At 65.8% G+C, this 15,070-nt stretch carries 13 protein-coding genes; 5 read left to right on the top strand and 8 right to left on the bottom strand.

Going from position 1 to position 15,070, the window contains the following annotated elements; translation table 11 throughout:
* Positions 1-11 precede the first annotated feature (11 nt).
* Positions 12-3,461, top strand: a complete 3,450-nt coding sequence (gene mfd, locus FA85_RS17625; protein ID WP_036114360.1) for a transcription-repair coupling factor — start codon at positions 12-14, stop codon at positions 3,459-3,461.
* A 127-nt stretch (positions 3,462-3,588) separates the two neighbouring features.
* Here the strand turns inward: mfd and egtD are convergent, their stop codons facing one another.
* Both egtD and egtB read right to left on the bottom strand, forming a co-directional pair.
* Positions 3,589-4,575 carry an L-histidine N(alpha)-methyltransferase gene (egtD, locus tag FA85_RS17620; RefSeq protein ID WP_036114363.1) on the bottom strand — a complete coding sequence of 329 codons (987 nt, stop codon included), beginning with the start codon at positions 4,573-4,575 and terminating at the stop codon, positions 3,589-3,591.
* Complete coding sequence (egtB, locus tag FA85_RS17615) at positions 4,572-5,837, bottom strand: ergothioneine biosynthesis protein EgtB (protein WP_036117903.1); 1,266 nt, start codon at positions 5,835-5,837, stop codon at positions 4,572-4,574. Before egtB ends, egtD begins: the two co-directional genes overlap by 4 nt.
* A 185-nt stretch (positions 5,838-6,022) precedes the next feature.
* Between egtB and FA85_RS17610 the strand changes: the two genes are divergently transcribed.
* Entirely contained in the window at positions 6,023-6,463 is a 441-nt protein-coding gene (locus tag FA85_RS17610; RefSeq protein ID WP_036114366.1) for a DUF6491 family protein, read from the top strand.
* Between the two features lie 137 nt (positions 6,464-6,600).
* On the opposite strand, the gene FA85_RS17605 is transcribed toward FA85_RS17610, so the two are convergent.
* The 3 genes from FA85_RS17605 to FA85_RS17595 all read right to left on the bottom strand — a co-directional run bounded on the left by FA85_RS17605 (position 6,601) and on the right by FA85_RS17595 (position 9,754).
* Positions 6,601-7,017, bottom strand: a complete 417-nt coding sequence (locus FA85_RS17605) for a hypothetical protein (protein WP_036114369.1) — start codon at positions 7,015-7,017, stop codon at positions 6,601-6,603.
* Positions 7,018-7,094: 77 nt separating this feature from the next.
* Positions 7,095-9,239: a bifunctional 23S rRNA (guanine(2069)-N(7))-methyltransferase RlmK/23S rRNA (guanine(2445)-N(2))-methyltransferase RlmL gene (gene rlmKL / locus FA85_RS17600; protein ID WP_036114372.1), complete on the bottom strand. Its 2,145-nt coding sequence runs from the start codon at positions 9,237-9,239 to the stop codon at positions 7,095-7,097.
* Entirely contained in the window at positions 9,236-9,754 is a 519-nt protein-coding gene (locus FA85_RS17595) for an alpha/beta hydrolase (RefSeq protein ID WP_036114375.1), read from the bottom strand. The genes rlmKL and FA85_RS17595 overlap by 4 nt, the downstream gene beginning before the upstream one ends.
* 45 nt (positions 9,755-9,799) lie before the next feature.
* Here FA85_RS17595 and FA85_RS17590 point away from each other — a divergent pair, with 45 nt between their 5' ends.
* From FA85_RS17590 to FA85_RS17580, 3 genes are read left to right on the top strand one after another with little or no spacing between them, the layout of a single operon-like run.
* Complete coding sequence (locus FA85_RS17590) at positions 9,800-10,357, top strand: N-acetylmuramoyl-L-alanine amidase (protein WP_036114378.1); 558 nt, start codon at positions 9,800-9,802, stop codon at positions 10,355-10,357.
* Between the two features lie 51 nt (positions 10,358-10,408).
* On the top strand, positions 10,409-11,275 hold the full coding sequence (locus tag FA85_RS17585) for an acyl-CoA thioesterase (RefSeq protein ID WP_036114381.1): 867 nt from the start codon (positions 10,409-10,411) through the stop codon (positions 11,273-11,275).
* A gap of 4 nt (positions 11,276-11,279) precedes the next feature.
* Entirely contained in the window at positions 11,280-12,170 is an 891-nt protein-coding gene (locus FA85_RS17580) for a LysR family transcriptional regulator (protein ID WP_081907523.1), read from the top strand.
* Here the strand turns inward: FA85_RS17580 and FA85_RS17575 are convergent.
* The 3 genes from FA85_RS17575 to FA85_RS17565 form a co-directional block, all read right to left on the bottom strand.
* Positions 12,145-13,404, bottom strand: a complete 1,260-nt coding sequence (locus FA85_RS17575) for an MFS transporter (protein ID WP_081907524.1) — start codon at positions 13,402-13,404, stop codon at positions 12,145-12,147. The genes FA85_RS17580 and FA85_RS17575 overlap by 26 nt on opposite strands.
* Positions 13,405-13,558: 154 nt before the next feature.
* Positions 13,559-14,020 (bottom strand): hypothetical protein, encoded by a 462-nt coding sequence (locus tag FA85_RS17570; protein WP_036114384.1) that lies wholly within the window; start codon positions 14,018-14,020, stop codon positions 13,559-13,561.
* A 52-nt stretch (positions 14,021-14,072) separates the two neighbouring features.
* Positions 14,073-15,050, bottom strand: a complete 978-nt coding sequence (locus FA85_RS17565) for a multidrug resistance efflux transporter family protein (RefSeq protein ID WP_036114386.1) — start codon at positions 15,048-15,050, stop codon at positions 14,073-14,075.
* Positions 15,051-15,070: the final 20 nt, after the last annotated feature.

The following is a 15,070-nucleotide window of genomic DNA, read 5'->3' as shown; positions in this document are numbered from 1 at the left end:
AAGCCGACTTCATGCCTCTAGCTCTGACCCGCCCGCCGCTGCCCACCACCGCCAAGACACGCCGCTACTGGGCCACGCCCCATGGCTCGGCCTGGGCGCTCGAAGTCGCCGAGGCGGCGCGCGCGCACGAAGGCCTGCTGGTCGTGGTCACCCGCGACACCCGCAGCGCCGATAACCTCGAAAGCGAGCTGGCGGTGTTCGCGGGCGAACTGCCCGTGCTGCACTTCCCGGACTGGGAAACGCTGCCGTACGACGTCTTCAGCCCGCACCCGGAAGTCGTTTCCCAGCGCATCGCGACCCTCTACCGGCTACCCAGCACCCGGCGCGGTGTGCTGGTCGTGCCGGTGGCGACCCTGATGCAGCGCATCGCCCCGCGTACGCACATCACCGGTTCCGGGCTGGTGCTGCGCAAGGGTCAGAAGCTGGACCTGGGCGCCGAGCAGCGTCGCCTCGAAGCCGCCGGCTACCGCAACGTGCCGCAGGTCGCCGAGCCGGGCGACTTCGCCGTGCGTGGCGCGCTGATCGACATCTATGCCATGGGCGCGAGCGAGCCGTATCGCGTCGAACTGTTCGACGACGAGATCGAGTCGATCCGCAGCTTCGACACCGAAACCCAGCGCTCCACGCACCAGGTCGACAGCGTGGACCTGCTCCCCGCCCGCGAATTCCCGTTGACCGAAGACGCCGCCAAAAACTTTCGTGCCAACCTGCGCGAACGTTTTCCGATCGACATCCGTCGCTGCCCGCTCTACCAGGATATGAAGGAAGGCGTCACGCCGGGCGGCATCGAGTACTACCTGCCGCTTTTCTTCCCCGCCACCGAAACCCTGTTCGACTACATCGCTGGCGATGCGATGTTCGTCCTGGGCGAAGGTGCGCTGGCGTCGGCGGAGCAGTTCTGGACCCATACCGCCGAGCGCTATGACCAGCGCGCGCACGACATCGAGCGTCCGGTGCTTCCGCCGGCCGAGATCTACCTGCCGCCCGAGCAACTGCGCGAGCGCCTGAACAAGCAGGTGCGCGTGGATGTCGTGGCCAGCGATCACGAGCACGCCGTGGACCTGGGCACGCAGCCCGCACCCGAGGTGCCGCTCAACCGCAAGGGCGAAGAGCCGGGCACCGCGCTACGGCACTTCCTCGCCAGCTACAAGGGCAGCGTGCTGATCGCCGCGGATTCCGCCGGCCGCCGCGAAGCCCTGATCGAACAGCTCGCGGGCGCGGGGCTGAAGCCGGCCATCCTCGACGGCTGGAAAGACTTCCTCGCCCGCGACGAGAAGCTGGCGATCACCGTCGCCTCGCTCGAGCAAGGCTTCGCGATCACCAGGCCCGCGTTCACCGTGCTCACCGAGCGCGAGCTGTTCGGCGAGCGTGTGCGCACCGATCGCAAGCGCCGTGCCGGTGCCGCCCGCGATCCCGAAAGCATCATCAAGGATCTGACGGAGCTGTCCATCGGCTCGCCCATCGTCCATATCGACCACGGTGTGGGCCGCTATCAGGGCCTGCTTTCGCTCGATGTCGGCGATATGCCGGGCGAATTCCTGACCATCGAGTACGCCAAGGGCGACAAGCTCTACGTGCCCGTGGCCCAGCTGGGCCTGGTCAGCCGCTACACCGGCACCGCGCCCGAACTGGCGCCGCTGCACTCCCTGGGCGGCGATGCCTGGGAACGTGCGCGCAAGAAGGCCGCCGAAAAGGTCCGCGACGTGGCGGCCGAGCTGCTTGGCATCTACGCGCAGCGCGAAGCCCGTCAGGGCCAGTCACTGTCCGTCGACCGGCAGATGATCGAGGAATTCGCGGCGACCTTCCCCTTCGAGGAAACGCCCGATCAGCAGGCCGCCATCGATTCCGTGATCGTCGACCTCGCCGCACCCCGTGCAATGGATCGCGTCGTCTGCGGCGATGTCGGCTTCGGCAAGACCGAGGTGGCACTCCGCGCCGCTTTCGCCGCCGCGACGGCCGGCAAACAGGTGGCCGTCCTGGTGCCTACCACCCTGCTCGCCCAGCAGCATTACCGCAACTTCGCCGATCGCTTCGCCGACTGGCCGGTCCGGGTGGACGTCATCTCGCGCTTCAAGTCGAAGAAGGAAGTGGACGGCGCGCTGGAGCGCCTCGCCGAAGGGCAGATCGATGTCATCGTCGGCACCCACAAGCTGCTTGGCCCCGAGATCCGGTTCAAGGATCTGGGCCTGGTCATCGTCGACGAGGAGCAGCGTTTCGGCGTCCGCCAGAAAGAGCAGCTGAAAAAACTGCGTGCGGAGGTCGACCTGCTGACCCTGACCGCCACGCCGATCCCGCGCACGCTCAACATGGCGATGAGCGGGCTGCGCGACCTGTCGATCATCGCGACGCCGCCGGCCCACCGGACCGCCGTGCGCACACTGATCTCCACGTACCAGCCCGCCCTGATCCGCGAAGCGATCCAGCGCGAGCTGGCCCGTGGCGGACAGGTCTACTTCCTGCACAACGAAGTCGAATCCATCGAGCGCATCGCACGCGAGCTGGGCGAACTGGTACCTGAAGCGCGCATTCGCGTCGCCCATGGGCAGATGCCGGAGCGCGACCTCGAACAGGTCATGGCGGACTTCCACCGCCAGCGATTCAACGTGCTGGTGTCGACGACCATCATCGAATCCGGCATCGATATCCCGACCGCCAACACCATCGTGGTCAACCGCGCCGATCGCTTCGGTCTCGCGCAGCTGCACCAGCTGCGCGGACGCGTCGGTCGTTCGCATCACCGCGCTTACGCGTACCTGATCGTGCCCGACCGCAAGGCGATGACCGCCGATGCGGAAAAGCGTCTCGAAGCGCTGGCCTCGCTGGAAGAACTCGGCGCCGGCTTCACGCTCGCCACGCACGATCTCGAAATTCGCGGCGCGGGCGAGATGCTCGGCGAAGAACAATCGGGCCAGATCCAGGAAATCGGTTTCGGTCTGTACACGGAACTGCTCGACCGCGCCGTACGTGCACTGAAGTCGGGCAAAGTGCCGGACTTCGATCTCACCTCGGAGCACGAGACCGAGGTCGAACTGCATCTTCCCGCGCTGATTCCGGAGGACTACCTGCCGGATGTCCATGCACGACTAACCCTATACAAACGCATCGCCAGCGCGCGCGACGAACATGGGCTGCGCGAGTTGCAGGTGGAAATGATCGATCGCTTCGGCCTTCTGCCGGATCAGATCAAGTGCCTGTTCGCGGTCGCCCAGCTGAAACTGATGGCGACGCCGCTGGGTATCCGCAAGGTGGACTTCGGCGCCAATGGCGGACGTATCACGTTCCGCGATAAACCGGATATCGACCCGATGGCGCTGATCAAGCTGATCCAGCAGCAGCCCCGGGTTTTCAAGATGGACGGGCAGGACAAGCTGCGCGTCATTCTGGAGCTGCCGGGTTCGGCCGAGCGAATTCGCACGGCGCAGGACTTGCTGGTATCCCTGGGGGCGAGGCGCCCCGGCTAACCCACCAACCTAGCGTCACCACTGTAGGAGCGCGCCTCGCGCGCGACATCCGGCGTGCGCCACCATCACACGGCGACGCCGACCGTTTTCGCGCGCGGGGCGCGCTCCTACAATGCTACGGCTGGCTTCAGGCCACCACCGGTGTCGACCGGACCAGATACTGCACACTGAAACGGCGGTCCTCGTCCATCCAGACCTGCGCCACGGACAGCCCGGCTTTGTTCGCCATCTGCGCGAAATCGTCCAGCGAATACTTGCAGCTGTATTCCACATGCATCGCTTCGTCCGCGCGGAAGCTGAAGGCCTCGTCGCGCACGTGCACCACTTGCTGCTTCGTGCTCACCAGCGACGTCTCGATCCGACCTGCCAGCACGTTGTAGCGCGCGCGATGACGGAAAGCGTCGACATCGAAGTCGGTCCCGATTTCCCGATTGAGACGAACCAGCATGTTGAGGGTGAAGTCGCGCGTGATGCCTGCCTCGTCGTTGTAGGCCGCTTCGATCTCCGCGACGTCCTTCTTCAGGTCGACACCGATCAGCACGCCGCCGCCGTCGCTCATCTCGGTACGCATCTGGCGAAGAATCTTCACCGCGTCCTTTGCCTCAAAATTGCCGATGGTCGACCCCGGAAAATAGATCACTGTGCGACGTGGCGAGCGCGACGCGACCGGCAGGCGAAGCGGCTGCGTAAAGTCGGCACACACCGGCTGCATCGGCACGTTCGGGAAGCGGGTCGCAAGTTCGGCGACGCTTTCCATCAGCGCGGTGCGAGAGATCTCCACCGGGACGTAAGCCACCGGCGTCTCGAGGTGTTCGAGCAGCATGCGCGTCTTGATGCCGCTGCCGCTGCCGTACTCGACCAGACGCACGTCCGGCCCGATGACATCGGCGATATCGCCCGCATGATCGCGCATGATCGCGATTTCCGTGCGGGTGAGGTAGTACTCGGGCTGTTCGCAGATCGCCTCGAACAGAGCCGAACCACGTTCGTCGTAAAAGAGGCGCGACGGCAGCTTCTTGATCTTCGCCCCGAGGCCACGGCGTACGGTCTCGAGGGTGTCCTCGACATCCGGGTGGCGGTCGTCGACACGGATGTCTTTCGGTTGAGCGCTCATCGATCGTTTCCCAGTCGTATCCCCGTGAACTGCCAGCGGGCATGGGGAGGAAAAAAGTTGCGGTAAGAGGCGCGAACATGATCGGCGGGCGTAGCGCAGGAGCCCCCGCGAAGGATCCACTGCCCGTTCATGAACTTTCCGTTGTATTCGCCCAGCGCTCCGTCCAGCGGACGGAAGCCCGGGTAACTGACATAAGGGCTCATGGTCCATTCCCAAACGTCGCCGTACATCTGTCCAAGATCGGTCTCGAACGACGAGGCACGTGGCTGGAACACCCCGCTGTCCTGAAGGTTTCCGCGCACGGGTACGTCGGCAGCCATCGTCTCCCACTCGACTTCCGTCGGCAGGCGAGCGCTGGCCCAGCGTGCGAAGGCATCGGCCTCGAAATAGCTGATGTGACACACAGGCGCGTGCGGGTCGATCGCGCGTCGGCCCTGCAGGGTGAATTCGGTCTCGCAGGCCTCGTCCCAGTACAACGGATGCTGCCAGCCTTCCGCATTGACCGTCGCCCAACCATCGGACAGCCACAGCATGGCGTCGCGATAACCGCCGTCCTGAATGAAAGCGAGGTACTCGGCGTTGGTGACAGGACGATTCGCCAGCGAACCGGCCTGCCGGTACGCGCGATGGCGCGGGCCCTCATTGTCGAAATGGAAGCCCTCGCCCTCGTAGCCGATCTTGACGACGCCTTCGTCGAAGGGAATGTAGCGCAGGGCGGGAGCCGCGACGGAAAGCGCGCGCGGCGCATCCGGAGCGAAGGCTGGCTCCAGGGGGTTCTGCGAGAACGCATGTTTGATATCGGTGAGCAGCAGTTCCTGATGCTGCTGCTCGTGCTGGCAGCCGAGCTCGACCAGCATCGACAGGGCTTCGTCGTCACCGCGCTGGATGCGTCCGGCAATGGCCTCGTCTACGCGGGATCGATAATCCAGCACCTCGTCCAGACCCGGCCGGGTGATCATGCCGCGGCGCGGACGCGCGTGCATCGGACCGACCGACTGGTAGTACGAATTGAACAGATAGTGCCATTCCGGATGGGGCGAAACATACGCCGGGTCACGAGCCAGGATGAACTGCTCGAAGAACCAGGTCGTATGGGCGAGATGCCACTTCGTGGGGCTCGCATCCGGCATGGACTGGATCACGGTATCTTCGGGTCGCAGCCGGGCCGCCAGTGCCATAGTGCGATGGCGGACGCCAAGGTAGCGCTGTGCGAGATCCGCGGGGGCCGATGAGGGGGTTTCGAGGCCAAGCGGGCGGACCATCATGCGCTGGCCTCCTGTGCGGCCGAAAGAGCGTCAGTCATGACGGAAAGGATGGCCGAGCAAACGTTCAACGAATGTGAGCACACCTCTTCACGACCTTAACGAAAGGTGCACCCGGCCCTGTCCCCTCTCGCTTCCAGGCCGTTTCGGGCTTAACGTGAGACATTCCCCCGGAGGACCACGCCGTGAATGTCCGCACCCTGATCGCCGCTTCCGTGCTGCTTGCCTGTGCCTCGTCCGCGCATGCCCAGAACGCCCCGCCAGTGCCGCGCAACGAGCTTCCATTCAACGACTGCATGCGTACCGACCGTATCAACGAATGGGCCGTCGCCGACGCCCGTACGGTGGCCGTGCGCAATGGGCCCAATCACTTCCTCGTCAAGACCAGCACGGACTGCCCGCGCATGGATCTTGGGGGAGGCATCCACTTCAAATCGTCCAACAGCGACAAGGCCATGGGCGAGATGCGCATCTGCGGCGGGATCGACGAGAAGATCGTGCGACGAGACGATCCACCGTGCCAGATCCAGTCGGTGGAGACCATCGACAAGGCGCAGTTCGAGACACTGAAGAAGAAGGCGAAGCGGCGTGGGTCGGGCGCGGAGCCGAATGGGGCCGTGCGCTGACGTGACCCGGTCCGCTCACTGGCCCTCAGCTGTCTCCAGCGCGACCGTCTTCCAGAGCGGACCAAAAAAAGAGGCCCGGCAATGCCGGGCCTCTCTCTTAACGTTTCAGCGACTGCTGATTCAGCGACTGCCGACGATCAATACCCGTCGTCGCGGATGTAGCGCGTGCCACCGTAACCATCGTCCACATAGGTGGTCGTGGTGGTCACGCGGCGGGTCACCACCGGCGGCGCGTCCTCGTAAACCACCGTGCGGCGCGGCGCGTAATACGTCGGGCCGTTGTCGTACACGACGGTGCGCGGTGCCGTCGCGTTCGCGACCAGACCCACCACCGCACCGGCGACGATCGCGCCAGCGATCCAGCGGCCGGCGTGGTCGTAGTGACCGCGACCGTAATAACCGCCACGACCGCCATAGTAACCACCGCCGTGGTAGCCGTAACCGCCACCATGGTAGCCGCCGTAATACCCACCACGCGCGAACGCGCCGGGAGCGAACGCCATCAGACCCGCAGCGGCGAGGACGAGGGCGGACTTTACGAACTTACCTTTCATGACAGTTACCTCCGGGTGTTGAGCGCAGATTCGCGCTCTGCCACTGAATCCAATCTGAAGTTTTCTACACTCTCAATTCACGTTTTCCACGGATTCACGTACGGCTTCCGAAGCAGCCAGCAGCCATGGATGTTGTGGCGGCGGGCGAAGTCGAACGGGATGCTTGGAGCACTCCAGTCTTCAATGGAGAAATGGGGTTCGAGGGCGGCTTTGTCAAGCTGGAACCGGCGGAAATTGTTCGAAAAAACAATGACCCCGTCCGGCAACAGGCGGTCCAGGCAGAGCATCAGCAGCTTGACGTGATCGCGCTGGACGTCGAAGTCGTCGGCCCGCTTGGAATTGGAGAACGTCGGCGGGTCGACGTAGATCAGCCCGTACTGCATCGAGCGCTTCTCGAGGAAGGTGAGGGAATCTTCCTGCACCAGCCGGTGACGTGCGCCCTCAAAGCCGTTCAGCGCGAGATTACGCGATGCCCAGTCGAGGTAGGTGCCCGACAGGTCGACCGTCGTCGTGTCGCGCGCGTCGCCGGCCGCCGCGTAGACGCTGGCCGTACCCGTATACGCAAACAGGTTGAGAAAATGCTTACCGGGGGCAAGCTCACGGATCTTGGCCCGGACCAGGCGGTGATCGAGGAACAGGCCCGTGTCGAGGTAGTCGGTCGGGTTGATCAGGAAGCGCAGGCCGCCCTCACCCACTTCGACAAATTCGCCCTTGTGGTCGAACTGACCGTATTTGGAGCCGCCCTTGCCGCGCTCGCGCGTCTTCACGGCGATCCGCTCGCGGGGAATCCCGAAGACTTCGCTGGCCACGCGACCGATCTCGCGCATGCGGATGCGTGCCACATCGACCGGCACGTCCTGTGGCGCCTTGTATTCCTGAATGTGCAGCCAGTCCTCGTAGACGTCAATCGCCGCCGCGTACTCCGGCAGGTCCTGGTCGTATGCGCGCCAGCAGGTGATGCCCTCGCGGGTCAGCCGCTTGCGCAAATGGCGGACGTTCTTCTCGAGACGGTTCTTCAGCATCTCCGCGCCGGCCGACAGCGGCCTGGCCTCGCGGGGCGCCGCATCGCGCGGACGCAGCGCGAAGGTCAGCAGCGGCGTCTCGAGCGCGCCGTTGAACAGCACGTAGCGCTTGTCCGGGCTGAGGCGGAGGGCGCGGCCCAGCTCCTCGTCACCGGCCAGAATGGCGGCACGCCAGCCCTGAAAACGATCCTTCAGCGCCTGGCCGAGGTCGCGGTAGAGCACCGGCAACTCGGCGCGGTCGCCCAGACGCTCGCCGTAAGGCGGGTTAGTGATGACCAGACCCAGCGCGGTCTCCGGCGGCGGCGCGACATGCACGGCGTCGCGCTTGTCCAGATGAACGAAACCGGCGACGCCCGCGCTCTGCGCATTGCGCTTCGCGGTCTGGACCATGTGCGCATCCGAATCGCTGCCGAAGAACACCGGACGCAGGGCGCGCAGGCCTTCCTCGGCGCGAGCCCTGGCCTCGTCGTAAATCGTGCGCCACAGCGAATAGTCGTGCTTTGCCCAGCCCAGGAAACCGAAGTAGTCGCGACGCAAGCCCGGCGCCACGTCGGCAGCCATCAGGGCGCCCTCGATCAGGAGAGTGCCCGAGCCGCACATCGGGTCGACCAGCGCGCCGCCTTCGGCGTAGATCCGCGGCCACTGGGCACGGACGAGCATGGCGGCGGCGAGATTCTCCTTCAGCGGAGCCTCGCCCTGCTGCTCGCGCCAGTTACGGCGATGCAGCGGCAGACCCGAAAGGTCGATGGACAGGGTGGCGCGGTCGCGGCGCAGGCGCACGTTGACGCGCAGATCGGGTTCTTCCGGGTCCACATCGGGGCGCGCACCGCTGGCGGCGCGGAACTGGTCGACGATGGCGTCCTTGGTCTTCAACGCGATGAACTGGCTGTGGTTGAGCTTGCTCTGCGCCGTGTTGGCGTCCACGGCCATGGTGCCGTGCGGCGCCAGGTGCTCGGACCAGTCGATGTCCTGCACGCCCGCGTACAGAGCGTCCTGGTCGGCGGCGTCGAACTCGGCCAGCGGCAGGAGCACGCGGCTGGCCATACGCGACCACAGGCAGGCCCGGTAGGCCGTCTCGATGCTGCCGGTGAACGACACGCCAGCCAGCGCCTCGCGCACGTCGCCAGCGCCGAGGGCGATCAGTTCGTCCTTGAGCAGGTATTCCAGGCCCTTGGGACAGGTTGCGAAGAAGTGGCTCATGCCAGGCCTCCGAGGAAACGGCGGAACTCGGCCTCGATATCGGGCAGCGAATCGCTCAGGCGATGGTCGTCCTGCACCAGCAGCAGCGGCGACGCGTGGGCACGGGCGTAGCCGATGGCCTCATCGACGGGGCAGACGTCGTCCGCATAGCCATGGATGAGGAACGACGGCACGCCGGTGGCGGTGGCGAACGCGCGACCGTAGCCGGGGATGCGTGCCGGCAGGGCCAGCAGGAACAGACCGGCGACCGGGGCGTCCAGCGAGGCCAGGCCGGAGACGAACGCACCCATGCTGGACCCGACGAGGACCGGCGGCGCGGGCGACGCGGCGACCGCCTCGGCCAGGCGTGCCAGACGCGGATCGACGCAACCGGCATGGCCGAGGGCGTCGTCGTCGCGGTAATCGGGGCGGACCGTGGTCCAGCCGAGCGATTCGGCCACGGCGGCCAGCGCGCTCACCTTGGTGGCGTCGGGACCGGAATCGGACCCGTGGGAAAGAATGATGTTGCCGCGCATGGCGGACTCCGTACGCGGAATGACCGCCTATGTTATCAAAGCGCCATGATCGACATACTTTACGCCCCCCTGCCCTATGAACGCCTGCTCCCCGAGCGGGCGCCCGACACCGTCGACCTGGTGGTCATCCACTGCACCGAGCTGCCCGACCTGGCCATGGCAAGGGAATACGGCGAGCGCGTGCTGTACGAAGATCGCGGCACCGGCGCCAGCGGGCATTACTACATCGACCGCGACGGCTCGATCCTCTGCTACGTCGACCCGAACCGCGTGGCCAATCACACCCGCGGCTACAACCCGCGATCGATCGGCATCGAGCTCGTCAACCTCGGCCGGTACCCGGACTGGTTCCACTCCGCGAAGCAGGAAATGACCGAGCCCTACCCGCCCGAGCAGATCGCCGCCCTGCGCGACCTGCTGGACGAACTGGTCGTCCGCTTTCCGTCGCTGCGCCACATCGCCGGCCACGAAGACCTCGATACCGCGCTGGTGCCGGCCAGCGACGATGAGGAAAACAGCGTGCCGCGCAAGCGCGATCCGGGCCCGCAATTCCCGTGGTCGCGCGCGTACGACGCCGGCCGCCTCGGACGGCTCGAAGGCTGAGGCCCGTTATACTTTCCGACCATGTCGCCACCCCGCACACCAGGTAACCCCATGACGGACAACCACGTCGGCGAACTCGTCGAGCTGCTCGAGCTCGAACGTCTCGAAGACAACCTCTTCCGCGGCCAGAGCCGGGACATCGGCACCAAATTCGTCTTCGGCGGCCAGGTGCTGGGCCAGGCGCTGTCCGCCGCTCAGCGCACCGTGGACCCGAGCCGTGAGGCCCACTCGCTGCACGCCTACTTCCTGCGTGCCGGCGACATCAACGCGCCGATCGTCTACAGCGTCGAGCGCACACGCGACGGTGGTTCGTTCTCGGCCCGCCGCGTCGTCGCCATCCAGCACGGCCAGCCCATCCTCAACGGCTCCATCTCGTTTCAGGTGCCGGAGACCGGCTACGAACACCAGATGTCGATGCCCGAGGTTCCCGCGCCGGAAGACGTCGAGCCCATGCCGGCGATGACCGCCGAACAGCTCAGCCGTCTGCCGGAGAAAACTCAGCGCTGGCTCGGCATCGACGGACCTTTCGAGTTCCGCCACGTCTGGCCGCGCGACGAACTGCGTCCGGCCAAGCGCCCGCCTTATCAGCACATCTGGTTTCGCCTGACCGCGCCGATCGGGGACGCGCTCGGCCTGCACCAGGCCTTGCTCGCCTATGCGTCGGACTTCCATCTGATCGGCACCGCCACCCTGCCCCACGGGATCTCTTACCTGACGCGCAACATGCAGATGGCGAGCCTGGATCACGCGCTGTGGTTCCACCGCCCGTTCCGCATCGACGACTGGCTGCTCTATTCCTTCGACAGCCCGACGTCGCAGGGAGCACGCGGCCTGGCACGCGGCATGATCTACACGCGCGACGGCGTGCTCGTGGCTTCCACCGCGCAGGAAGGCCTGATCCGCGTCCGTCCGGACTGACCCCATGAGCATCGAGCTGCGGCATCTGCGCTACTTCATCGCCGTCGCCGACGAGCTCCATTTCAGCCGCGCCGCCGAGCGGCTGGGCATGTCCCAGCCGCCGCTCAGTCAGCAGATCCGCGATCTGGAGACCATGCTGGGCCTGCGACTGCTGCGCCGTACCAACCGCCGCGTCGAGCTGACCGACGCAGGCCGGGTTTACCTGGATGCCGCCCGCGACATCGTCACGCGCGTCGTCGACGCCGCCGACATGGCACGTCGTGCCGAGCGCGGCGAGATCGGCGAACTGCATGTCGCCTTCACCCGGTCCACGCCGCTCATCGAAAAATTTCCTCAGGCCATCCGCGCGTTTCGCGATGCGTATCCCGCCGTGCGGCTGGTGCTTGTCGAGCGGAATACGCTGCAGCAGGTCGAGTGCCTGCTCGACGATCGCCAGCAGATCGGTTTGCTTCGCGGCGGCAAGCTGCCCGCCCCGCTGGTTTCGCACAAGCTCGTCGACGACCCGCTGGTAGCCGTGCTTCGTGCGGACCATCCCCTGGCGAAGCGCAAACGTCGCAAGCTGCGCATGGAAGAACTCGCCGACGAACGCTTCGTCGTGTTCAGCCGTGCCGCCGGTACCGGCGTACACGATCAGTTGCTGACGATGTGTCGCAATGCGGGCTTCGCGCCGCGCATCGCACAGGAGGCCGGTGAATCATCGACGATGATCGGCCTCGTCGCCGCGGGCATGGGCGTCGCCGTATTGCCTGACTCCCTGCGCCACGTCCGCGTCGACGGCGTCGCCTATGTCGCCATCGATTCGCCTGACGCGGCGAGCGCGATCCACGTCACGCATCGCCGCGACGACACCTCGCCGCTGGTCAGAGCCTTTACGAAGCTGATGCTGAAGGCGTAAGCGTGCGCAGCTTCAAGGCGATGGCGAGGCCACCGAGCACGAGCAGAGCCGCGTAACCCGCTACGCCATTCCAGCCTCCATGCGTCCAGGCGAGACCACCGACCGATCCGGCGATGCTCGAACCCATGTAGTACGAAAACAGGTAAAAGGACGAGGCGTGCGCCTTGGCATACACCGCGCGCCTGCCCACCCAGCTGCTGGCGATCGAGTGCCCACCGAAGAAACCGAAGGTCAGCATCGCGATACCGGCGACGATGGCCCGCAGCGATGAGCTCGCGGTCAGCGCCACGCCTGCCAGCATGATCACGAAGGTCGTCCAAAGCACACGGCGACGTCCCAGCTTGCCAGCCAGTGAGCCCATCCACGCCGAGCTGCCCACACCGATCAGGTACACCATGAAGATCGCACCCACGTGCGACTGCGACAGTGAGAACGGCGGCGCAAGCAGGCGATACGACACGTAGTTGTAGATCGTGACGAAGGCGCCCATCAGCAGGAAGCCCTCAGCGAACAGCCACGGCAGACCCTTGTCGCGCCACAGCGAACCGAACGACGCGAGCAACGCACGCGGATGGGCGCGACGCTTCTCGAAATGCACGGAGGCGGGCAGGCCGCGGAATACGAGATACGACGCAAGGAGACCAAGCACGCCGATCACCGCCACGGCGACACGCCACGACGAATGATCCGCGGCGAAACCGGAGATCAGTCGCCCACCCATGCCGCCAATGGCGTTACCGCCGATGTAGAGACCCATCGCGAAGCCCAGCGAATCGCCGTGAATCTCCTCGCTCACATACGTCATGGCGACCGCGGGTAGCCCTGCCAGCGTGATGCCGAGCAACGCTCGGATTACCAGGAACGAGCCCCAGGTCGGCGCCATGGCGGAAAGCAACACGAGAATCGACGAACCCAGCAACGACGCCAGCATGATCGGCTTTCGACCGAACGCATCCGAGATCGCCCCCGCGAACAGCATGGCCACCGCCAGTACGCCGGTCGTCAGCGACAACGACAGACTGCTGCTCGCCGCGTCCACCCCGAACCCGTGAGAGAACGCGGGCATGAGCGGCTGGACGCAGTAGAGCAGGCCGAAGGTGGCGAAACCCGATGAGAACAAGGCCAGATTGGTGCGCCGGAATGCCGGCGTGCCATGACGGATGCGTCGATCGACGATGACCGCCGACGCGGCGGGGGACGAGCCGTCCACGGGAACCTCCAGGGAATGAGCCATGGGAATAAGGCTAGACCCTGAATTAAGTCGAATCGATACCCGAACGCGTCCGCTTCGATATGTCCTGCGTATCAATAAGAGACCCGTTGCGAGACGTGCAACGTGACTGGCAGTTCGGTGACCGCGTATCCGGCGACGTGCCAGCGCGTAGGCGCTAGCGCACTGCGGTGCCCGAAGCGGCACCGTCCCACTGCACCGCATCCGCGAGCTCCTGCTCGGTCAGCGCCAGAGAGCCGGATTCGGCCTCGGTTTTGACCGAGAGCACGTGCCCGTCGTTACGCGACAACTCGCGTGCCCCGGACGTCGCCATCGCATGCGCCCGCTCGTCATCGGACGACAGCAGCACCAGCAACGTCTTCGAACCCGCGACGAAACGCACGCCGCTGGTCGCACCCGACTTCGCGAGTGCCGCGGAATCCAGTGGCACCGCCGTTACCTTGCCCGTCCAGCGTGGCGGAGCGACGAAGGTGTAACCCGCGGCTTCGTCACGCCAGGCAAAACGCTTCATAGGCTCAGCTGCCGGCGCGCGCTCGCCGTGGGTACCGGGAGGCGTCTGGGCGGCGGACGCGGCGACGCTGAAACCGAGCAGCAGGAAAGCGATAGCGACAGGTTTCATGGCATACCTCCGGACGATGGGAGCAGCGTACGCTTCCCGTGTCGCGATGGCGTCAAGCGCCCCGGTCGGCGGCGACCTCGTCCGGGGCGACGTGCCCTTCCCTGCCGCTGACCCAGGCAAACAAGGCGATGCCCACGATGATGGCGACCGCGCCGATGGCGGCCATCGGGCCCGGCACGGCTTCGTGCAGGAAGATCACGCCGATGACCGTCGCGAACAGCAGCTCGGCGGCCTGCATGGCTTCCACGCCGGCCAGCGCGGTCGGCTGGCGACCGACCATCTCGGTCGCGTGGAAAAACAGCACCGTCGCAATGACACCGGACGACAACGCCACGCCACCGGCCAGCCAGATCTCCCGCCAGGACGGCGGCCCGATGCTGAACCACGTGGCGACCGCAAGGACGATCCAGAGGGGCCAGCTCGCCAGCGTCATCCCGAACACCCGCTGCACGGCACCGAGGCGCGTGCCGGTGCGCTCGAGATGCAACAGGATTTTCCGGTTGCCCAGCGGATAGGCGAAGGCAGCCAGGACGACCGCGCCGACGGCCAGCCACGCCGACGCGTCGAGCGATCCGCGGGCATTGCCGAGCTGCAGCAACATCACGCCGATGACGATCAGGGCGCCAATCGACAAGGCGCCGACGTGCCAGCGAGCACGCTCATCGCGATAGATGAAGGGGGCAAGCAAGGGTCCGGCGAGAACGGTCGTCTGGAAGCTTCCCGCCACGAGCCACGACGGACCGCTGCTGGCCGCCCAGGTGAGCGGCAGGCCGAACAGCACGAAGCCGATGCTGCTCCAGATGAGCCACGTGCGCGTATGCGAGCGAAGTTCGCGAGGAAGCGAACCCAGCCCGCCCCGAAACGGCAGAACCGCCGCGAGCAGCGGCAGCGTGATCAGGTAACGAAGGATCACCGCCCACTGCCAGTGCCCACCCCCACTGACGACGGCGCGGTTGAGGACATAGGTCAGCGTGAAGAACAGCGCGGAGAGCAGCGCGATCGCGACGGCCTGGAGTGCACGGGAACGCATGGTGGACCTTGATTCGAACG

Origin of the sequence: Luteibacter mycovicinus, assembly GCF_000745235.1 — a bacterium.
GTDB lineage: Bacteria > Pseudomonadota > Gammaproteobacteria > Xanthomonadales > Rhodanobacteraceae > Luteibacter > Luteibacter mycovicinus.
Note: the sequence above shows the minus strand (reverse complement) of the source record. Positions and strands in the feature narration are given on the sequence as shown.

What these genes read in the sequence shown, in the direction of transcription:
- egtD (WP_036114363.1), bottom strand. Translation starts at nt 4,575, where the DNA reads ATGAGCGCTCAACCGAAAGACATCCGTGTCGACGACCGCCACCCGGAT.
- rlmKL (WP_036114372.1), bottom strand. Translation starts at nt 9,239, where the DNA reads ATGAGCCACTTCTTCGCAACCTGTCCCAAGGGCCTGGAATACCTGCTC.
- FA85_RS17570 (WP_036114384.1), bottom strand. Translation starts at nt 14,020, where the DNA reads ATGAAACCTGTCGCTATCGCTTTCCTGCTGCTCGGTTTCAGCGTCGCC.
- FA85_RS17565 (WP_036114386.1), bottom strand. Translation starts at nt 15,050, where the DNA reads ATGCGTTCCCGTGCACTCCAGGCCGTCGCGATCGCGCTGCTCTCCGCG.
- FA85_RS17605 (WP_036114369.1), bottom strand. Translation starts at nt 7,017, where the DNA reads ATGAAAGGTAAGTTCGTAAAGTCCGCCCTCGTCCTCGCCGCTGCGGGT.
- mfd (WP_036114360.1), top strand. Translation starts at nt 12, where the DNA reads ATGCCTCTAGCTCTGACCCGCCCGCCGCTGCCCACCACCGCCAAGACA.
- FA85_RS17585 (WP_036114381.1), top strand. Translation starts at nt 10,409, where the DNA reads ATGACGGACAACCACGTCGGCGAACTCGTCGAGCTGCTCGAGCTCGAA.
- FA85_RS17595 (WP_036114375.1), bottom strand. Translation starts at nt 9,754, where the DNA reads ATGCGCGGCAACATCATTCTTTCCCACGGGTCCGATTCCGGTCCCGAC.
- egtB (WP_036117903.1), bottom strand. Translation starts at nt 5,837, where the DNA reads ATGGTCCGCCCGCTTGGCCTCGAAACCCCCTCATCGGCCCCCGCGGAT.
- FA85_RS17580 (WP_081907523.1), top strand. Translation starts at nt 11,280, where the DNA reads ATGAGCATCGAGCTGCGGCATCTGCGCTACTTCATCGCCGTCGCCGAC.
- FA85_RS17590 (WP_036114378.1), top strand. Translation starts at nt 9,800, where the DNA reads ATGATCGACATACTTTACGCCCCCCTGCCCTATGAACGCCTGCTCCCC.
- FA85_RS17575 (WP_081907524.1), bottom strand. Translation starts at nt 13,404, where the DNA reads ATGGCTCATTCCCTGGAGGTTCCCGTGGACGGCTCGTCCCCCGCCGCG.